Annotated in this window: 17 protein-coding genes; 5 read left to right on the top strand and 12 right to left on the bottom strand. The window is 61.6% G+C overall.

Annotated features, from left to right (window positions below; genetic code table 11):
- Positions 1–52: 52 nt before the first annotated feature.
- The 3 genes from PXH66_RS21960 to PXH66_RS21950 all read left to right on the top strand — a co-directional run bounded on the left by PXH66_RS21960 (position 53) and on the right by PXH66_RS21950 (position 3,402).
- Positions 53–1,363 (top strand): MFS transporter, encoded by a 1,311-nt coding sequence (locus PXH66_RS21960; RefSeq protein WP_330928378.1) that lies wholly within the window; start codon positions 53–55, stop codon positions 1,361–1,363.
- A gap of 66 nt (positions 1,364–1,429) precedes the next feature.
- Positions 1,430–1,750: a phasin family protein gene (locus tag PXH66_RS21955; RefSeq protein ID WP_330928379.1), complete on the top strand. Its 321-nt coding sequence runs from the start codon at positions 1,430–1,432 to the stop codon at positions 1,748–1,750.
- Positions 1,747–3,402 carry an ABC1 kinase family protein gene (locus tag PXH66_RS21950; protein WP_330928380.1) on the top strand — a complete coding sequence of 552 codons (1,656 nt, stop codon included), beginning with the start codon at positions 1,747–1,749 and terminating at the stop codon, positions 3,400–3,402. The genes PXH66_RS21955 and PXH66_RS21950 overlap by 4 nt, the downstream gene beginning before the upstream one ends.
- A gap of 48 nt (positions 3,403–3,450) precedes the next feature.
- On the opposite strand, the gene PXH66_RS21945 is transcribed toward PXH66_RS21950, so the two are convergent.
- On the bottom strand, positions 3,451–4,230 hold the full coding sequence (locus PXH66_RS21945) for a hypothetical protein (protein WP_330928381.1): 780 nt from the start codon (positions 4,228–4,230) through the stop codon (positions 3,451–3,453).
- Positions 4,231–4,653: 423 nt separating this feature from the next.
- Between PXH66_RS21945 and PXH66_RS21940 the strand changes: the two genes are divergently transcribed.
- A complete protein-coding gene (locus PXH66_RS21940) occupies positions 4,654–5,892 on the top strand; it encodes a nucleoside monophosphate kinase (RefSeq protein ID WP_330928382.1) in 1,239 nt (412 codons plus the stop codon).
- A gap of 162 nt (positions 5,893–6,054) precedes the next feature.
- On the opposite strand, the gene PXH66_RS21935 is transcribed toward PXH66_RS21940, so the two are convergent.
- From PXH66_RS21935 to PXH66_RS21885, 11 genes are all read right to left on the bottom strand, one after another.
- Entirely contained in the window at positions 6,055–7,281 is a 1,227-nt protein-coding gene (locus tag PXH66_RS21935) for an ABC transporter permease (RefSeq protein ID WP_330928383.1), read from the bottom strand.
- Between the two features lie 105 nt (positions 7,282–7,386).
- Positions 7,387–8,634 carry an ABC transporter permease gene (locus PXH66_RS21930; protein ID WP_330928384.1) on the bottom strand — a complete coding sequence of 416 codons (1,248 nt, stop codon included), beginning with the start codon at positions 8,632–8,634 and terminating at the stop codon, positions 7,387–7,389.
- Between the two features lie 8 nt (positions 8,635–8,642).
- The gene (locus PXH66_RS21925; RefSeq protein ID WP_330928385.1) at positions 8,643–9,377 is read right to left on the bottom strand and encodes an ABC transporter ATP-binding protein; all 735 of its coding nucleotides are present in this window, start codon (positions 9,375–9,377) and stop codon (positions 8,643–8,645) included.
- Positions 9,378–9,399: 22 nt separating this feature from the next.
- A complete protein-coding gene (locus PXH66_RS21920; RefSeq protein WP_330928386.1) occupies positions 9,400–10,785 on the bottom strand; it encodes an efflux RND transporter periplasmic adaptor subunit in 1,386 nt (461 codons plus the stop codon).
- A gap of 426 nt (positions 10,786–11,211) precedes the next feature.
- Positions 11,212–14,166, bottom strand: a complete 2,955-nt coding sequence (locus PXH66_RS21915; RefSeq protein ID WP_330928387.1) for a TonB-dependent receptor domain-containing protein — start codon at positions 14,164–14,166, stop codon at positions 11,212–11,214.
- Positions 14,167–14,413: 247 nt separating this feature from the next.
- Entirely contained in the window at positions 14,414–15,187 is a 774-nt protein-coding gene (locus tag PXH66_RS21910; RefSeq protein ID WP_330928388.1) for a hypothetical protein, read from the bottom strand.
- 300 nt (positions 15,188–15,487) lie between these two features.
- On the bottom strand, positions 15,488–16,297 hold the full coding sequence (locus PXH66_RS21905) for a LytR/AlgR family response regulator transcription factor (protein ID WP_330928389.1): 810 nt from the start codon (positions 16,295–16,297) through the stop codon (positions 15,488–15,490).
- A gap of 22 nt (positions 16,298–16,319) precedes the next feature.
- The gene (locus PXH66_RS21900) at positions 16,320–17,396 is read right to left on the bottom strand and encodes a sensor histidine kinase (protein ID WP_330928390.1); all 1,077 of its coding nucleotides are present in this window, start codon (positions 17,394–17,396) and stop codon (positions 16,320–16,322) included.
- Between the two features lie 111 nt (positions 17,397–17,507).
- Entirely contained in the window at positions 17,508–18,482 is a 975-nt protein-coding gene (locus tag PXH66_RS21895; protein ID WP_330928391.1) for an NAD(P)/FAD-dependent oxidoreductase, read from the bottom strand.
- Positions 18,483–18,536: 54 nt separating this feature from the next.
- Positions 18,537–18,935: a GxxExxY protein gene (locus PXH66_RS21890; RefSeq protein WP_330928392.1), complete on the bottom strand. Its 399-nt coding sequence runs from the start codon at positions 18,933–18,935 to the stop codon at positions 18,537–18,539.
- Positions 18,936–18,965: 30 nt separating this feature from the next.
- Positions 18,966–19,445, bottom strand: coding sequence for an FKBP-type peptidyl-prolyl cis-trans isomerase (locus PXH66_RS21885; RefSeq protein WP_330928393.1), 480 nt, complete (start codon positions 19,443–19,445; stop codon positions 18,966–18,968).
- 613 nt (positions 19,446–20,058) lie between these two features.
- On the opposite strand from PXH66_RS21885, the gene PXH66_RS21880 reads away from it, so the two are divergent.
- Positions 20,059–20,838, top strand: coding sequence for an IS3 family transposase (locus tag PXH66_RS21880; RefSeq protein ID WP_345784012.1), 780 nt, complete (start codon positions 20,059–20,061; stop codon positions 20,836–20,838).
- The last annotated feature ends 47 nt before the right edge of the window (positions 20,839–20,885 follow it).

The raw sequence follows: 20,885 nt of genomic DNA, 5'->3' as shown, positions 1-20,885 counted from the left end.
CGCAATCCCCGTTGCAACGCGGGAGAGCGTGGACGTTTTAACCACGCCGCCTATGAACTCCGACCCTGCTGCTCCCGTCGCCATCCTGCCCGCCCGGAGAGAGCGCACCATGCTGATCACTTTGGCGGCCGTGCAGTTCACCAACATCATGGATTTCATGATCATGATGCCACTCGGGGCGCAGCTCATGGAGGTGTTCGCCATAAACCCCACGCAATTCAGTCGCTTGGTGGCGGCTTACGGACTGGCTGCGGCGACCTCGGGCTTCGCGGGCGGTTTCGTGCTCGACCGGTTCGATCGCAAACGCGCGCTCATGGTCATGTATGCCGCGTTTGCCGTTGCCACCTTGGCCTGTGCGTTGGCCCCGACGTATCTGACGCTGTTGCTCGCCCGTGTCGCGGCCGGGGCCTGCGGCGGTTTGGTCGGTTCGATTCTCACCGCCATGGTGGGCGACGTCATCCCACCGGAACGCCGGGGACGAGCCATGTCGGTCGTGATGTCGTCGTTCCCCCTGGCCTCCATCTTCGGCGTGCCGGTGGGCATCATGCTGGCCACCGCCTTCGAGTGGCACGCACCATTCATGTTATTGGCCGCGAGCAGCGCGATCATCTGGCCGGTGGCCGCGCGCGTTCTCCCGGCCGTGCCCAGCCACAAATCCGCCCAGTCGCCACTCGCGCAAATGCGGGTCATCTTGTTTCACCCCATTCACCGGCGCGGTTTGGCCCTCGGCGCCATGCTTGTCTTCGCCGGGGCCAGCATCGTGCCCTTCATGGCCCCTTCCATGGTGCTCAACGTCGGCGTGTCCGAAACGCAATTGCCGCTCATCTACCTCGCCGGCGGCGTGTGCACGTTCTTTTCCATGCCGTTTCTCGGGCGCATGACCGATCGGTTCGACAAATGGCATGTGCTGCTGGTGACCACGATTCCCGCCGCGCTCTCGGTTTTCATTCTCACGCATCTCCCCGCCGTTCCGTTGCCCATCGCGCTCGCGGTGGCGGCCTTGTTTTTCGTGGGCATGTCCGGACGTTTTCCACCGACTATGGCCATGATCACCAATGCCGTCGAAGACCGTTACCGCGGCGGTTTCATGTCCGTCATCAGTGCCGTGCAACAGGCGGCCGCCGGCGTCGCCAGCATCACGGCCGGTCTACTCGTATCGACGAGCGCGAACGGACGTCTGGTGGGCTATCCGCGCGCCGGCTATGTTTCGCTGACCGCCTTTGTCATCACGGTATGGCTCGGTTGGCGCCTGCGGCAAATCGCCCCCTTCGCCGCGCGCAATCCCGCCACCAACCACGTCGCGGCCGCCACGCCTCCGTCGGCCGGGCCCGCGGCCAATGCAGTCGACGACCCGACGCGATGAACGCCCTGCCGCAACTGCGCGATTGCATTTGCGGAACCCACCGGGCGGGCCTAAGTTCTCATTGAAATGATCGACCTGCTGAAGAAAACCCTCCTGGCGGGCGTGGGTGCCGCCGTGATCACCAAAGACAAGATCGAGGGCACCCTCGACGATTTCGTGCGCCAGGGCAAAGTGAATGCCCAGGACGCGCGCATCATGGCCGACAAGATCGCCGAACAGGGTCGTCGCGAATTCGACGAACTTGCCAGCGACCTCAACGGCCGGATCAGCGGCTTGCTCGACCGCAGCAGCGCCGAAGCCAACGCCCGCATCACCGCCCTGGAGGAACGAGTAAAAGTGCTCGAGGCCAAGCTGGCCGAACCGCCCACGCGCTCCGGCGAGCCGTGAAACCGTTCGACCTGCTGGGCAACGCCGTCCGCGCCAAGGAGATCTTCACGGTCTTCGCCAAACACGGCTTCGCCGATTTCATCAACCAACTCGATCTGCCGGCGCCCCTGACGCGCCGGTTTCGATCCGAGGGCGTGCCCCAGCGCTCGAAGTGGGAACGTATTCGCCTCGCCGCCGAAGAGCTCGGGCCCGCCTGGGTCAAGTTCGGCCAGTTGCTCAGCATGCGGCCGGACCTGATTCCGCACCCGCTCATTCTCGAACTGCGCAAACTTCAAAACGCGGTGCCGCCCATGCCGTTCGCGAGTATTCGCGCGCGCATCACCGAGGAACTTGAGGGCGAGCCAATCGCCGTTTTTGCCGAATTCAACGAAGTGCCCATCGCGGCCGCCTCGTTGGCCCAGGTCTATTTCGCCAAGCTGCGCGAGGATGGGTCTTCGGTCGCGGTCAAGGTGCAACGGCCGGGCATCGCCCGCTCGATCCGCGCCGATCTCGATCTCGCCAAATGGCTGGCCCACCAACTGCACCAACGCATCGACGGCCTCAAACCCTACGATCTACCTTCGGTCGTCGAAGCGGTGCAGGAGGGTGTCGAACGCGAATTGGATTTTCGCTACGAGGCCCGCAACCAGACGTATTTCAATACCATCAACCCGGTGCCGGATCACGTCTTCGCGCCGCGAGTGTATGATGACTACACCACCGACAAGCTGCTGGTGATGGAGCGGATCGACGGCACGCCCATCGGGCCGGATGCCGTGCCGGCCGAACAGGCGCGCAAGATCGCCTCCCATGGTGCCCGCTCGATCGTGCACCAGGTGTTGATCGACGGTTTCTTCCACGCCGACCCGCATGCGGGCAACGTCATCATCGCTACCGACGGGCGCCTGTGTTTTCTGGACTGGGGCCTGAGTGGCCACCTCACCCGCCGCCTGCGTTACGCCTTGGCGGACTTCTGGGTCGCGGCCGTGGAAGGCGATGCCGAACGCGTCGTGCGCATCGCCGCCGACCTCGCCCCGACCGGGGCGCGCACCGATCTGCGCGCCATGGAAAAAGACGTCACCCTCGCGCTGCGCGAAGAGCTCAACTTTGCCATCGGCCGCCAGGAAATCGGCCGCGCGATGCTCAAGTTGTTATTCGTTTTCGGCGACCACGGCATCCCGCTGTCCCGCGACTACGCCATGATGGCCAAATCGGTGCTCGCGATCGAAGAGGTGGGCCGCGTGCTCGACCCCAAGTTCGATCTGCGCAGTCAAGCCGCCCCCGTGCTGCGCCAGCTCTACAAGGAACGCTCCGGCCCGCGCGCCATGGCTCGCCGCTCGCGGGAGTTCATCCGCGGCGCCCTCGCGGGATTGCAGGATCTGCCGACCGGTATCCACCGTTTGGTGCGTCGTTTCGAACAGGACGATCTCACCATCAACCTGGAGCACAAGGGGCTCGACGATCTGGACAACTCCATCGAAACCGCTTCGAACCGCATCACGCTGGGCGTCGTTTCCGGTTCGTTGATCATTGGCTCGTCCATGATCGTGACGACCGGTATCCGCCCCTTGCTGTTTGGTTACCCCGCACTGGGCATCATCGGCTACTTAATGTCGGCCATGGTGGGGTTTTATATCGTGTGGGACATCGTCCGCCACGGGAAACACAAGTAGAACCTCCACCGGAAGCGGCGCAGACCGTCACGGGGTCGGATGCGGCGCCTACGGCACGAGATAGATCTCGATCAAGCCGACCCCGGGGGCCGCGTCCTGAGCCACCGCCTGCACGGTGTAAAGCCCGGGCGGCAGTTCCACCAACAGCGCCGCATCCGCACTGGCGGGATCCAGCGGAAACGCCCCGACTTGCAGCGCGGTGGCCGCGATTTCCGCTGCGTCCGGACGGCTCCCCCAGTTGTCATTGTAGTAGAGCCCGAGTCCGTTTTCGTAAATCGTCAGAAACGGATTCGCCGCCACCCCAGTGACGCCATGCGCCGCCAGTCCGGGCCCAATGGCGCGCACCAACACCCGACGCGGCCGTTCGGTGACCACGAAACCGCCGACCAGCGAATTGGTCGCGCTGAGCTCCATGCGCCCGCGCGTCGAGAGGTTCACCACCTCACCCACGTCGAACTTCGCATCCTCACGCGCAGCAACTTCGTAGTAGATCAACCCGCCCACCACCAGAGGCGCGCCCGTCGTTTTCTCGAAATTGGCCAGCGCTTCCGTCCCGAGGTCCGCATACGCCGACCACGCCTCGGTGTAGACGAGAAACCGGTTGGCCGCGCTCCCCGGATTTACGGCCACGGGATTGCTGCTGACCAAGTCAAATTGCCCCAATGCATTGAGACGACCACGCTCGATGATCGTCATACCCGATGTGGTGGAAAAGCGCGTGACGCCAATTTCAAAAAGCCGCGTGGAAGACGCCGCCACACCGGCTGAAACAAGGAGGAACAACGCTCCCGAGGAGACCAGGACCCGAAAGAATAACGACGTTTTCATGCGAAAAAAGGTGGCGATTTGACCGTATTTTCAGGCCAAAGGTTCTCGAAGTTTCCCATTTTCCCGACGAAATCGCCCCGCTCGTTTCGGGCCCGGGAAAACAGGCGCTCGACGGGGTGATCGATCGGGGCGTCGCGCATGAAAATTTCCCGCGGATCCGCGAAGAAACAAGACCGGGCCCGGCTTCGCGCCGGAAAATGCGCCTGAGCATCAGGCTGTTCCGGCACCGGAAAACCAAGACGGGGCCGCCTTGTGGGCGACCCCGTCAGGTCCAGCTTCAACTAACTCCCGGGAGGGTTTCTCCCAGGGCCATTCGGCATGTTTTAGGACCGTATGATGACACGCAGGTTCCACGACAGGGGGAAATCTAGCACCACCGTGACTCGACAATCTCGGTATGTCTGTGTCGTCTAGCCTTTTCTGATGTCGACCGATTCTGCCTCTTCTTCGCCCGCCACGCCACAACCCGGTCCTCCGGCCGCCCCCGCCAAACACGCCGACTTGGAGATCAAGGACTCCACTTTGATTTTCAATGATGTCTGGCTCGACTTGGAGGTCGAATACGGGCGCGAGAACCTGCGCTTTCCCAAGGAGATCATTCTCTTGGGCGGTGCCCCCGGTTCGGGTAAAGGCACCAACACCGGTTTTATTCTGCAGGCCCGGGGACTAACCTGCCCTCCGGTCGTCGTGAGTTCGCTGCTCGATACGCCCGAAGCCCAACGCATCAAGGATGCGGGCATGATGGTCGGCGACCGCGAGGTGATCGGCATCCTGCTCCGGGAGTTGCTCAAACCCGAATACCGCGACGGTTGCATCCTCGACGGTTTCCCTCGCACGAAGGTGCAGGTCGAGTCGCTCAAACTGCTCGTCACCCACATGCAGGGTCTGCGGCGGGAGTTTTACAACACACCGCTGGGCCGCTTTTTCCGTCAACCCACCGTCCACATCATGGTATTGTTTGTGGAGGAAAAGGTCTCCATCGAACGCCAACTCAAGCGCGGTCGCCTCACCAAGGAGCACAACGACGAGGTGCGTCGCACCGGCGATGGTGAACTGTGGGAGGAACGTCCGACCGACTACGACGAGGGACTCGCCCGCCGCCGTTACCACGTTTTCAAAGAAAAAACCTGGGACGCCCTCCAATCCCTCAAGTCGATCTTCCACTACCACTTCGTCAACGCGCAGGGTTCCATCAAAGAGGTCGAGGCCAACATCGTTAAGGAGCTCCAATACCAGAGCACCCTCGAGCTCGACCCGGCGACCCATGACACGCTGCGTCATATCCCCGTCGCCAGTGAACTGATCGTCCACGCCCGCCAGGAGTTGGTGAAGCGCCTCGATGGTTACCAATTCGAACACCGCGAACTCTTCACCGAGGTCGTCGGCTTCGTGGAAAACAAGATCATGGAGATCGTGTCACGCCACGCGATTTCCGGTAGCTCGCACATCAATACCGAAGCCGAGCTCCTCCATCATCCCCTCGCGCTGGCCATCCTCATCGACGTGTTTTCCGAACGCGGCTACCACGCGGTTGTCGACCTGCATCGCATTGAAGTGCCGGAAAAAGTGGACCTGCAAACCGGCCACATCACCTGCCGCGTGAAGAAGGTCTTCCGCATCACGGTCAAATTCAACGGCTCCGAAATCCGCCGCGGCAACTGAGCGTATTTTTGAATTTTGATTCGGGATTCTCGACGATCGCAGCGCCCGCAAGCGGGCAGCCTACACGAACCCTTTTGACGCCTCAAAGGTAGGCCGCGAGCTTGCTCGCGCTTTTCCTGCGAGATGGATTCAACACTCAAGAATCCAAATTCGAAAACCCGATCACTCGTAGCGTAACGCTTCGATGGGATCGAGCGAAGCGGCCTTCCAGGCCGGATAGAGGCCGAAGATGATGCCGATGCCGCTGCACACCACCATGCCGGCGGTCGCCCAGCCGACCGGAAATACCACGTCGGCGCTGAGCAACTGACCGGCCAGGTTGCCCCCGGCCACGCCCAGCAACACCCCGATCACACCGCCGAAGAGCGACAACGCCACCGCTTCGAGCAGGAACTGCGTGAGGATGTTGAGCTTTCGCGCACCGAGACTTTTGCGCACTCCGATCTCGCGGGTGCGTTCCGTGACGCTCACGAGCATGATGTTCATCACGCCCACCCCGGCGGCCAACAACGCGATGGCGCTGATCACGAACGCGCCAATGGCGACCGTGCCGAGGACCTTGTTGAAGGTCTCGATGAGGGAATCGTTTGTGAACGTCTCAAAGTCATTCGGATCTTCCGGCAGGAGGCCGCGCGCAATCCGCATCATGCCAATGCCGGTTTCCTGCACTTCCTCCAACGTCTCCGCCGAAGGCGCCTGCACATTGATCCCGATGGAACGGTTCGCCCGGCCGTAGAGGTTGAACCACTTCGAGATCGGCGTGATCACGATGTTATCCTGGCTCTGGCCGAAGGAAGACCCCTTGGCCTCCAACACGCCCACAATCGTGAGCGATGCGCCGTCGATCCGGATCTGCTCCCCAATGGGATTTTTGTCCCGGAACAGTCGCGTGCGGATATCTTCGCCGATCAAACAAATCGAGCGCACCAGATTCACGTCGTCGGCCGAGATCGGACGACCCGCGCCCACTTCGTAATTGAAGCTGGTGAGATAATTTTCGTCCGTGCCGATCAACCCGACATTGGGATTGGTGTTCTCCTGACCGTGAAACACCCGCCGACCGCCGCGCTGGATGATCAGACTCACGCGGGCATCATACTGCATGAGCTCCTTAAAACGCAGGGCCTGCCGGTAATCGACATTCCGGCGGTTGGCGAAACGCTCGCGGGGATCACTGAAGTTGATTGGTGGATACTTCGAGACCTGAAAACTGTTCGCGCCGAGCACGTTCAAACCATCCTCAATCTTGGACTGCACGCCACTCACGGCAGTCATCACGCCGATCACGGTGAAGATGCCCACGGCGATGCCGATCATGGTCAACGCCGAGCGCAGCTTGTTCGCCTTCAGCGACGAAAACGAGAGACAGATAATTTCCCAAAAGATCATGAAGCCACTCCGATGCTATTTTTTGCCCACGAAACACACGAAAAGACTCTAAACCCAGAAGTCATAATTTTCCTGTGTTTTGGTATGCTTAATGGGCGCTTCATCTTATTCATAACGCAGCGCCTCCACGGGATCGAGGGAACTGGCGGATAACGCCGGCAGGAAGCCGCTGGCCACGCCAACGGCGGTGGCGAGGGTCATGGCGACCACCACCACGGTGGGTGAAAAAACGATCGGAAACGACGGTGCAGCCATCGCGATGAGGCCGGCCAAGCCCCAGGTCAGCGCCAGGCCGATAAGTCCGCCGACGAGACAGATGCACACCGCCTCCACCAGAAATTGCAGCAGGATCGAACGACGCCGGGCCCCCAGCGCCTTGCGCGTGCCGATCTCGCGGGTGCGTTCTTTCACACTCACGTAGGTGATGTTCATGATGCCGATCGCGCCGACAAACAGGGCCAGTCCCGTGATGACCAAACCGGCCGTCGCGATGCCGTTTTTAATCGGATCGAGCTGCTCGCGGATAGTGGAGGATTCGTTGATCTCAAAGTCGTCGCGCTCTTCCGGATCGAGTTGCCGGATGCGGCGCATGAGGCCGCGCAACTGATCGCGCGCCTCGTCGCTCCGCGTCACATCGTATTGCACCCGCACCTCGCCCTCATCGCGGCCATTGATGTTATACCGATAGGCTTTGATCGGGATGATGATGCTGGAATCGAAACTGAAGATACCGAGAAAACTGCCCTGCCGGGCCGAGACTCCGACCACCCGGAATGGCGCGCCGCGCACCAGCACGGTTTGGCCCAATGGCGATTCGTTGGGAAACAACGCGTCGGCCACGTCGAAACCGATGACGGCGACTTTTGATCCCTGTTGATCTTCGAATTCGTTGAAGAAACGTCCCTCCGCCATGTCCGATTTGGACATGAGCGAGAGCTGGTGAGACGTGCCCAGTAGAAAGATGCCGCTCACGCGGAGATCGCCGCGCACGACATTGACCCCGGTGCTGTCGTTGGGCACCGCCCGCAGTAGCGCGGTGTCGGGGCTGCGCTTGATCCACGCGTTGATTTGCTCCGAGTAGGTCGTGCGAATGTCGCGACGATTCCGATACACCCACCATTCCTCGGTGTCCTTCCACGGCCATTTTCCGACGTAGAACACGTCGTCGCCGAAGCCCTTGAAGCTGTCGTCGACGCCCTTGTTGATGCCGAGAATCGCGGTGACCATGAGCGTCACGGCCACGATGCCGATCACCACGCCCAGCGCCGTGAGCGAGGATCGCATCTTGTTGGCCCGGATCTGCGCAAAGGCGATCCGCACCGACTCGTTGAATTCATAAAACCAGCGCTTCACGTGATTCCCTAGTCGTTGGGGGCGTCGGACTCGATGAGGCCGTCACGGAGGCGAACGATGCGGCGGGCGTGGCGGGCAATGTCTTCTTCGTGCGTGACGAGAATGAGGGTGTTGCCCTTTTCGTAGAGCTCTTCGAAGAGCTGCATGATCTCGACGCCGGTCTTGGAATCGAGCGCGCCGGTCGGTTCGTCGGCGAGGATGATCGACGGGCGGTTGACGAGAGCGCGCGCAATGGCGACGCGTTGGCGTTGGCCGCCGGAGAGTTCGTTGGGCCGGTGATGTGTGCGGTCGCCGAGACCCACTTGTTCCAGTGCTTCCATGGCCCGGTCGCGACGCTCGTGGGCGCGGATGCCGGCGTAGATGAGCGGGAGCTCGACGTTGTGCAGCGCGGTGGACCGCGGGAGCAGATTGAAACTCTGAAAGACGAAGCCAATCTCGCGGTTGCGAATGTCGGCCAGGTCGTCGTCGGACATGTCCGAAACGTCCTCGCCGGCGAACGCGTAGTGTCCGGCGGTGGGCGTATCGAGACAGCCCAGCATGTTCATGAGCGTCGATTTGCCGGAGCCCGACGGTCCCATGATGGCGAGATATTCGTTGCGATGAATCGTCATGGTGACGCCGCGGAGGGCGTGCACGGTCTCGGTGCCCATGCGGTAGAGCTTGGAGACGCCTTCGATATCGATGACGATGTCACCGGGCTCGCGCAGCGGTCCGCGGGTGGCGGTGGGTTGTGGTGCAGTCATGGCGACGGAGGTTCGAGGAGGATTACTCGTCGTCCTTCTTTTCGTTTTGGCCGCGGGGTTTTTGAATGGTCACATCCATGTCGTCCTTGAGCACGCGGGTGATGGTGGCGTAGCTGCCGCTGACGACTTGCTGGCCGGCTTCGATGCCGGATTTAATTTCAATGTTGGTGGTGTCGGCGATGCCGGTTTCGACATCGATAAGCTTCACCTTGCCGCCTTCGACGACGAACACGACGCGGCGGAGGTCTTCCTTATCCTTGCGTTCGCGTTCGCGCTGTTCGGTGAGGTTTTCGGCCGTGGCTGCACCCTCGCCCTTGTTGGCTTTCTTGTCGGCTTCGCGCTGTTCGGCGAGTTCGTCGATGGTCTTGTCGTCTTCGTGACTGCGCACGGTCACGGATTGGATCGGCACGGTGACGACTTGGGTAACGGTCGCGGTCTCGATGTCGGCGAGCGCGCTCATGCCAGGTTTGATGGTCTCGCCGTCGGTGTCGACGCGGATACGGACTTCAAAATTAGTGACTTCGGACTGCGTGTTTTGGCCCGTGGTGATGGCCGTCGATGCGATCTCGGTGACCTTGCCGGTGAACTCGCGCTTGGGAAACGCATCGATGTCGATGCGGGCCTTGTTGCCCACCTTGACGTTGACGACGTCGTTTTCGTTCACCTGCACGACCACCTCCATGTTGGTGAGGTCGGCGACGCGCATGACCTCGGAGGCGTTGTAACCACCGGTGCCGGTGACACGTTCGCCGATCTCGACGGGCAGACGGCTGATGGTGCCGTCCATCGGCGCGTAGATGATGGTCTTATCGAGTTGATCCTTGGCTTGAGCGAGCAGGCCCTCGGCGCGACGCACCTGGGCTTGGGCGCTGGTGTAGTTGGCCTGGGCTACTTCGACGGAGGTTTTGCCGCTCAGGAAGTCGGCCTCGGACACGAGCTTCTTGGCGTAGATGTCCTCGGTGCGTTTGAAATCGGCTTCCGTCTTGAAGAGCTGGGCCTTGCTTTGCACGGCGGCGGCGCGGGAAGCGGCGAGGTCGGCTTCGCGTTGGTCGACCTGGTAGCGGTAGTTGTCGTCCTTGATGCGCATGAGCAGCGCGCCCTTGTTGACCTTGTCGCCCTCGGCGATGGGGAGCTCGACGATTTCGCCGGAAACTTCCGGGGCGATCTTAACCTCGACTTCGGGTTCGATCTTACCGGTGGCGGTGACGAACTGGGTCACGTCGTTGAGCGCGGCTTCGGCCACGAAGACCTTGGTGCCCTTGTCGGCTCCGCGGTTTTTCATGGCGATGGGAACGGCGAGGAGGAGCACGAGAACGACTCCGCCGAGAACCCACCAAAGGGTTTTGGACTTCTTTTTCTTTTTGGCGGCGGGAGCCGACGACGACGGGGAGGATGCGGAGGAGGCCATGGTTAGCAGCTGTGAAGGAAGTGACAGGTTGCGCGAGCATTGCCCTTCGGGGCAAGCGTCACCGAGTGAACGTCATGGTGGCTTCCCTGCCAAAAAATCGTGGAGGAGCCCCGAAAGACTCCTCCACAACACAACTGATAACTACGAACAGGGAATGGGATGACAAACACCCGAAAAACAGAGAACGCCCAAGCGATGAACCGGTCGAAATACGCGACCAAGGGACGCGTCGATTGGTTAAAGTCATCGAAAATGGCGGGCATGCACTCAACACACCCCAATTTCGGGGAAAGTTGCAGCAAGTTTGGATGAATGGATGCGCGCGCCGGATGAACGGTGGCGGGCCGGAGCACAAAAAAGCCGACCACCCGGGATGGATGGTCGGCGGGAAGGGACGAAAGGCGGTCGCCCTTCCTTCCGCGGCGCTCAGAGCTTTTTGGTCAGCGACAGGTAGTAGAAGCGACCCTCGGCGTTGTAGAGAAAGCCGGGATAACCGTTGGTATTGCCGCCCCATCCGCTCACGAAGGGCGGATCTTCATCGAGCACGTTGCGCACCCCGAGCGTGAGCTTGGCGTCGCCATACCACCGGTCGGAACCGGCAAAGGCGGTGTAATTGAGCTGCGTGTCCCAGGTGATCCGGGAATCCACCGCCGTGATGGTCGTCGGATCAGCCGGCGCGGACGGGTCCCAATTGCCCGTGAAGTCGCGATAGCCGTCGGTGAAGTGCCCCGTGACGCTGGCCGACCAGGCGTTCAGGCTCCAATCGACAATGACCTGCGCCTTCCATTGCACGTAGGCATCGTCGCCGAGGCCCGGGGTGGAGACGTCGCCGGTGGCGTTGTCGAACAGGATGTCATCGGCTTCACCGGCATACTCGAAGAAGGGCGCGCCGGGGAATTGCTGGATCTTGATCGAATCGAGATAACTCGCGCTGAACGAGAAATCGAAACGCCCCATCGCATCGGTGGGCAACACATAGCTGGTGGCGAAGTCGATGCCTTGGATGTCGGTATTGCCGAGATTGCGGAACACCCCGTTGACGAGGATCACGTTGCCGCCGGCGTCGCGTTGCACGCTTTCACCGGGCAGGAGCGTCTCGCCCGCGAAGTCCCGGTTGATCACGTCCTGATGGTCGACCGTGACCGTGCCCGCCCGCTCAATCTTCCAGAGATCCATCGAGAAGGTGAAGCCCTTGAGCACGTCGGGCGTCCACACGAAGCCGATGTTGGTGCTCTTGGTCTCCTCGGGCGCGAGCGCCGGGCTGGAGGCGATCGTCACATCCTGCTCGGGCTCGGTGAGTCCCGTGGACGGGTCGGTGACGGGCGACAGCGAGTAGGTCAGCCCCGAGGCAAACAATTCATACAACGACGGCTCGCGGAATCCTTCGCCGTAGGTGGCGCGGATCACGAACTCATCGTTGAACGGCAACCACTTCACCCCGACCTTGGGCACGAAGGTATTGAGGTGGCTGGTGTAGAATTCTTCAAAACGACCGGCCAGCGTCAGGGACAAAGCATGGGCTCCCGGCGCATCGCGCGCGATGGGCAGCTCGGCTTCGGCATAGATCGCGCCGATGCTGCGATCGGCGCCGGTGATGTTGGCGGTCGAGCTGCCGATCACGTCGCCGGAAACGCCGAGGGCGTCGGGCGACTGGGTGAGTGATTCAATGCGATACTCGATGCCGGTCGCGAAACCGACATCACCGGCCGGCATTTCGAAGAGGCTGCCTTTGCCCAGTCGCACATAACCGAGGCCCATGTCGGACTCGTTTTGGTTGTGCAGGTTCACCGACGCGTAGCTCACGACGAGATCGTTGCTGGCGATCGGATTGCGGTAGTAGCCGAACGGATTGTAGGGCACCGTCGTGCCGATGTATTCGCTGGAACTGGGATCAAAGATCGGATCGTTCGCGTCGAGGATGCGGTTGAGGCGCGAGATCGAGACCAGCGAGTCGTTCGAGGCCGTGTCGATGCGGCTGTAGCGCAGTCCCATGTCGAGCGTCCAGTCGTTGCCGATCGAGTCGGCCTTGATCCCGAGCGTGAGCAACATCGAGTCCGTATCCTCTCGGTAAATACGGTTGCCAAACTCCGCCAACCGGGCGCGCGAGGCCCCCGAGATATCCTGATTGAAGGGATTGAACGGGTTGTAGGCACCGGCCGCCGCCGAGCGACCACCGGCCGCGGTTTCACCGGGAGTGAGGAACGGGTTCGCCGTGCGCGCGGGAATCACGATGGAGACCCCGCCGGGATTGGCAAAGTTGCCGGTGGCGGATGGGGCGAGCTCATTCACCGCCTGCGTGTTTTGGTAGATCAAGTCGCCATAGGCGCGCAGGTTGTCGGAGCCGAAAACCTTTTTCTCGAAGGATAAAAACGCCCCGGCGCGCTCGTAGTTCGGGTAAGCGCCGGCCGACTCGTTGAAGTTGTAGGAGGACGAGCGTCCACTGCCATAGTCGTAGGCCGAAGCCGGCAGATCGCCGTTGTTGCCCTCGCGCGCGGAATACGAACTCGTGAAGAACAGATCGGAACCGTCGGGCACGCCCGGAATGGTGGCATCGGAATTTTGACCGAGCGCTTCGTTCGCCGCCTCGCGGGTGATCTGGATGTTGATCGGACTCGAGTTGCTGGAGAGAAACGGGGGCACGGCGGAGTAGTCGCGGTCGGCCGCGAAGATCGCCTCCCGGTTGTAGAAGTTGAAGCCCGCCGTGATCCAACCGTCCTTGCCGGTCACACCCGTCATCACGCTGACCGTGGTTTCGGAGGCGTCGCGATTGGACGTGTTGCCGTAACCGAGGGAGACTTCCGTGCCTTCAAAGTCGCGACGCAGGATGATGTTGACCACGCCCGCGACGGCATCGGCGCCGTAGGTGGCGGAAGCACCGTCCTTGAGCACTTCCACGCGTTCGATCGCGGAGACCGGAATGGAATTAAGATCGACAAACGCGGTGGTGCCTCCCGTGCCAATGGGATATGGCGAAACCCGCGAGCCGTTGATGAGCACGAGCGTCGCGTCGGGCCCGAGACCGCGCAACGAGGTCGAGGAGGCGGCAGGCGTGAAGCCGGTGGCGTTGTTGGCGATGGGCACCGAGCCGGCGTTGGACGCCGTCATACGCTGCAACAGTTCGCCGGCGGTGGTGTAACCGGCCTGTTCGATCTTGGCGCGGTTCATGATCTCAACCGGAATGGTGCGCGCATCAAACGCGGTTTCCGTGGTGGGGATGTGGGATCCTGTGACGACATAAGCGCCGAGGGTTACGGTATCTTCGCCGGACTCACTGGAGTCCTGGGCCAAGGCGGCCGGAGCCACCGTCAGGGCGCAGCCAAATGCATACGCCGTTATGCTCCGTCGCGACAAAGTCGCGCGGGCGGACAGGTTCAGTTTCATGATCTAGTTTGTGTTTGTAAGTCAGAGCTTCCCGGACGGCAGACCGTGCTGATCGGTGGCTCTGCGGCGAAACTCCGCCACCGGCACGGACTCACAATCGCAATGCGACCAATCACGGCGGGGTCACGACGAGCACGCCCGTCACTGCGCTCAATGACTTCCCGATTTTGGGATCACGCGACGAACGTTGCGACCACTGGCGGGACGGCCGGGACCAATCCCCGCGTTGGGTCGACGAATGCCTTTTCTACCCGTCATTCGAGCGCGGTGGCGCGGATTTTCGCTGCGCCGCGAGTCTCGGTCCGTCGGGTAACACCATGTCGAGTCGCCGCGCATCGGATACACGCGACGCCACACGCGGCGACGCCAGACTACGCGCCAACGTCAGCACATCCTCCGGTGGATCACCGTCCAACCTGTTGATGCGACTCGGGCGCAGTGAATCCCATGAAAACCATCCTTCCGGCGTTTGGTAGCAGAGCACGGTATGCCCCCACCCGCGCGCTGTGTAGCCGCCGTAGTAGAGCACCAGATCTGCATCGATCACGGTCTCACCCTCTGCTTGCAGGGACCAGAGTTTGGCCAGACTTTCCACGAAACAGCCTTCCGGCAAACTGCCCGCCGCAGGCTCCATCGCCTCGGGAACGGCCGCGGTGTTATCGGTCACAATTGTGCGGTAGGCGTGAAATCCTTCATGCACTCGCCCGAGGACTGCAGTCAGGTCCGTTTTGTCCCGACGCAGGTGCCCGGCGTAGTAAGACAAACTCCTCGTGCCGGTTCGCGGCAGGTAGATCCAGAGACGGCCTCCCAGCTCAAACACCGTGGCCCAGGTCTGCCGGGGCAGGCGTCGCGACGCGTCGGCGTTATCGATCCGCACCACTTGCGCCCATGACCTTTGGTCGAGCAGGGCGTGGGCTTGCCGGGCCGCCAATTCGTCGGCCTTTTCCCGTCGCGAGGCGGCGTGGGAGGGGGTTACAGACAGCAGACAAAGTAAAAGAAGGCCGAGCCGAACGGGGTGCATACTCCCGTCACACGCAAGGCCGGTTCCACGATGCTCACTATGCGATCAACCGCCGCCAGGTTGCGACCAATGCCCGGGAATTTGCGACCACCACCCCGATTCCCAAACCGGTTGAAATCGTGCTGTTTTCGCCATGTTCCCAGCAGCGAATCGGCGCGTCCCAAAATCGAAACACCGTCATTATCCGCGGATCAGTCGCCCCTGCCCGGGAACTCCCGACCTCATGGCAACAGTCGGTAATGGGGGCAGCCTGCCGGCAGGCCGCCTCGCCACGCAAGCGTGACCATACCAGGAATTACCCTACAACAAGCCCTTCAAGTGGGTTTGCAGCTTGTCCTGGTAGCCGCGGCTCAGCTTCAGCTTGGTGCCGTCCTGCAACACGACGGCGTATTCACCCACAAAGGACGGACTGAGTTTTCGCACGCGATCGAGGTTGACGATTGTCGACCGGTGAATGCGCACAAAGCGCTTGGGGTCGAGCCGCGCCTCCAACCGTCCCATCGTTTCGCGCATGAGGTGGGATTTACCGGCGACGTGGAATTTCATGTAGTCACCATCGGCCTCGATCCAGTCGATTTCGGAGGGCTTGAGAAAGAAGATCTCGCCGGATGACTTGACCAAAATACGGTCATTGAAGCCATCGTCGCCGCCACCGTCGGCTAAACGGGCGATCAACGCATCCACCTTGGCGTTCAACGCCGTCGTCTCCCGCGTGCGCATCGCCTCCCTCACCCGCACCAACGCGGCTTGAAACCGGTCGTCCTCAAATGGCTTCAACAGATAGTCGATCGCATGCACCTCAAACGCGTGCAGCGCGTGTTGATCGTAGGCGGTGACAAACACCACCATCGGGCGTTCCTCGGGCGCGAACGCACTCACCACGGAAAACCCATCTCCACCCGGCATCTGCACATCCAAAAACATCAGGTCGGGCCGGACCTTGCGCACGAGCTTCACCGCCGTCTCCGCATCGCCGGCTTCGCCGACGATTTCGATGTCGGCCTCCGGCTTGAGCATGAGTTTCAAGCCGCGCCGGGCCGCAGGCTCATCGTCGACAATGATGACCCGACAGGGAGTCATATTCGGAGGCGTGGAGTTGGAGGAGGGCATGAAGCAGCGGGTAAACCGGGGGTCAGACTCGGCGGGGCAAGACGATGGAGACCGTCGTGCCCTGCCCGGGTTCACTTTTTAAAACCAGTTGGCTGTGCGTGCCGTAAATGCGATTCAACCGCTCGCGCGTATTGGTGAGTCCGATACCTTCGCGCGACCGATCGGTTTTGGCGTTGTCGATGCCCATGCCGTTGTCGATCACCTCCAGGTGCAGACGCCCCTCCAGCACCGAACCGAGCACTCGCACCAGACCGGGACCACTTTTCGGCGCCACACCATGCAGAATCGCGTTTTCCACCAGCGGCTGCAGCAGTAGGTTTGGGATGCGCGCCTCCAATGCCTCGGTCGAAATATCCGTGCTCACGGACAACCGGTCGGCGAACCGCATTTTCTGAATGTCGATGTAACGCTCCAAAAACTCCATCTCCTGCCTCACCGTGACCTCCTCCACCCGCGAGGTATCCAGCGAGATGCGCAACAACGCGCTGAGTTTGGACAACAGACTGACCGCCTCCTCGTTGCGTGCCTCGCGCACCAGCACTGCGATCGTGTTCATGGTGTTGAACAGAAAATGCGGATGCAGCTGCTGCTTGAGCGAGCTCAGCTCCGTCTGCACCAGGCGCGATTCCAACTGGGCCGCCTTGATCTGCTCGTTCTTGTATTTGCGGTAGATCTCAAACGTGTAACCCGCGCCCATGATCGCCCAGTAAAAGACGACGTCGATGAGGTTACGGCCAAAGAAATTGACCCAGGCCACTTCCCAGAAATCAGCCATCGGCTCGCCTTGCTTGATCATCACAAACGCGATGCGCGCGAGATAGTAGCCCGACATCACCGCGAGGCTCAACGTCAGGTGAAACCCCACGCCACCGACCCATCGCCAGGTGCTCAGCGGCAGCACGCGTCGCAGCCACAGGATCACCGGCGTGAGCAGCGCCCACAGCGACACGCGCGCGTATTGCGACGCCAATACATCCCAGAACTGAATCTCGGGCCGCGTCACCCGCACCGTGAAGTAGACCTCCGTGCTCAGAATGAGACCAACCGCCGTCCAAACGGCGATCAGGGCGATCCACTTCGTGTAGCGAGATTCAATCATTTAATCCAATCCTTTGGGCTGCCCGATTTGAGGCGAAAGAGAAAGTAAATGCGATCAAACGCCCTCTGCGTGCGACGAACGGTATCGCGGATTCGTTCAATCACCGGCCCATCAAAAACGATCCGCCCGCGCTTCCGCCTCAATTTGCCCACCGCTCAACCCATCCGCCAACCATTGCCTCGCCAACGCCGGAGCCCACAGCGCCCCCTTGGCGGCCAGCCCGCCGAACACGCCGACCCTCCGCTCGGCATCGAGCCACCCCACCACCGGCCGCCGATCTTTGACCGTGACCCGCAGGCCCACCGCTGCTTCCGGTTCGCGCAGGGGTTGACCGCCCAACCGTTCCGCCGCCTCCCGCAAGGTCTGTTGCGCCGCCTCCGTTGCTTCCAGCTTGAGATCATGACGCTCAAACGTCGCCCCCACCCGCACATGCCCGTCCGGCAGGGGCAGCAACCATTGGCCATCATTGAGCACCACATCCGGCTCCAGCCCATCCATCCGCCCCCGCACCAGCTCGCCTTTGGACGGCTCCCAATCGCAACCGATATCAATCGCCCCGACCGCGCGCGCCCCGATGCACCAGACCGTGCGCCCCTCGCTCGTCGGCACGCGCGCCGGCTCAACCTCGCTGACGTCCAGTTTCCCTTGAGCGATCCAACGCTCGCGCAACGCCGCTATCAGGCGACCCGTCTCGACCTGAAATGCGCCGCGCAACCACAGTCCGTTGTCATCGATCGACTCAACCCACGGCGCGGCATCCGACGCCGCCACCCGCTCCTTGAAACGAACGCGCTCGCGATCGTCGCGAAACTGTCGCCGCAGTCGCAACTCCCGCACCAATGGGCACCCCAGCTCCTGCTCGATCTCGCGATAGGCCGCGAGCACGCTATCCCGCCATTCCGTAAACCGCCACGTCGGCGCCAGCCGCCGCCCGGTCAATGGGCTCACCAAGCCCGCCCCCACCCGCGACGCGGCCTCCGCGTGACCGCGATCAATGATCTGAAAACCCACCCCCGCCCGCTCACACTCCCAAGCCAACCACGACCCCGCCACCCCCTGCCCCACAATTTGAATCGGCGTGTTCATATGAATTTCCGGCCAGAGAGTTTAACCACAGATTTCACCGATAAACACAGATGGCTAAGCAATGGGTGCCGACACGCGCTTCACCTGTAATTTTCCCAATTTGAAATTCAACAACAACGCGAGAGGCAGCTGTGTGATCGCGAGATAGCCCAACATCTGAGCGATGTGAGCATCGTTGAAGTTCTCCACGACCTTGGGGTCCACGATGATCTTTCCGTTCACGATCAGATCAGGAATGAAACGCCCCACCCTTTCACCTTCGTAACGCACGTCAAAGGACCGTTGCTGTTCGACCGCATGCCCCAGCTTTCGCAGCTCAACCACCAACGCGTTTTCATAAATCTTTTCATCTAGACCAGGACGCAGCACGCGATGCTCTTTCATCGCGGCCCCGATGACCGCTCCACTCAACTCACGATGCACCCCACCAGACTGACCCGTATCTGTGTTCATCGGTGAAATCTGTGGTTAAGAAAACCTCCCCTACGCACAGTCTGAGTCAGGACCGTGAACATGGCCGTGTTCGAGCTCCTGGGCTGTCGCCGGGCGCGCGGCCACCAGCTCGACTTCGAACGCCAACTCCACGCCCGCCAGCGGATGGTTGGCGTCGAGCACCACGCCATCCTCCTCCACCCCCGCGACCGTCACCACGGGATCAGCGCGATCGGGCCCCGTCTGGAATTGGTCGCCCACCTTGATCTCGCCCTCGACCGGCAACGCACTGCGCGGCACCTTGCGCACCTGCGCCGGATCGCGCTCGCCGTAGCCCTTGGCCGCCGGCACCACGACCTTGGTCTTGGTGCCCGGAGCAACCTCGCGCAACGCCTCGTCGAGACCATCGATGATCATGCCCGCACCCTCCAAGTAGGCGATCGGCTCATTGCCCGCCGAAGTATCAATCAAACGACCCTCGGGATCGCGCAAAGTGTAGTGAAAGGTAACAACGCGGCGCTCAGAACTCATGACCGGCCATCGTCGCGTCGCCCCCGATTCCGGCGCAACGCTCGATTTGAGCGCCCCCCCCAACCTGCCCACCGCCTCAGCACTCGCGGAGGGACGACCTCCACGTCTTCCGCCCCTGCCCCGTAGGCTGCGAGCTCGCTCGCGCTCAACCGTGATCAACCAACCGTGCGCACCACCTCTAAAATCCCCGCCTGCCCCCCAACGGCCCAGTCTCTCCGCCAGAAACATTGCTCCAAAAACACATTCCGCTCCATGCCTACCGTTCACGCGCCTAGGCGCACGCAAAGCCCCGCATACCGTTGCGATTTTTCGCGCCTCTTTGTGACTAACCCACGAATTAAGTCGGAGGAAATGTTGATAGCCACACAAGGCACACCACCCGACGCTTTGAGCAAACGGATGGCGTCATTTCGTCACTTTGTCAGCAGATCCCACAGAACAGCGGATAGCGTTGGATTACGTGGAACGGACATGTGTCCTTCGAAACGGAAATCTAACCGGGGAGTTCCAATTCGTGTGCCTCCAATCCCCCATCCCAACGCAAATGCTGACAATGTGACGACATGACCCCGACGGCTCCCCAAAGTTGAGCGTGGCGCGGCAGTGTAAGCTGATGGAGCTGCCTCGCTCGACTTTTTACCACCACCCGAAGCCACCGCCAGAAGGGGATCTGACGCTGATGCGCGTGATCGACGAGACCTACCTCGCGTTCCCGTTCTTCGGCAGCCGGCAGATGACCCGGTGGCTGCAACGCGAAGGGTATGAGGTGAACCGCAAGCGTGTGCGACGGCTGATGCGACTCATGGGACTGACGGCGATTTACCGCCGGCCGAGCCTGTCAAAGAAGGCCGCCGCCCATCCGATCTATCCGTATCTGCTGCGCGGCATGACGGTCGAACGATCCAACCAGGTTTGGGCGACCGACATCACCTACATCCCGGTGAGAGGCGGGTTCGTTTATCTGTGCGCGGTGATCGACTGGCACAGTCGGATGGTGCTCGCGTGGGAACTGTCGAACACGCTGGACGCGTCGTTTTGTGTGCGGACGGTGGCGCGGGCGATGGCGAGCTACGGCACGCCGGAGATCTTCAACACCGACCAAGGCTGCCAGTTTACCAGCGCGGAATTCACCCATCCGCTGCTGGCGGCCGGTGTGCGCCTGTCGATGGACGGCAAAGGTCGCTGCTTGGACAACGTCTTCGTCGAGCGCCTCTGGCGCAGCGTCAAATACGAAGAGGTCTACCTGCGTCGCTACGAGACGATGGTCGAGGCCCACGCGCACCTCGATGCCTACTTCCGATTCTACAACGACCGACGCCCGCACTCCGCTCACGGACGTCAAACCCCAGCCGAGGTCTACCATGCCAACGCCCCCTCCGTCGCAGCCGCCTGACGGCGGCAATCAGAGCGGGGAGGAAGCTGAGCTTCCTCCCCTGCACC

It is taken from the genome of Synoicihabitans lomoniglobus (assembly GCF_029023725.1).
Lineage (GTDB): Bacteria > Verrucomicrobiota > Verrucomicrobiia > Opitutales > Opitutaceae > Actomonas > Actomonas lomonigloba.
This window is presented reverse-complemented; position numbering and strand designations above follow the sequence as displayed.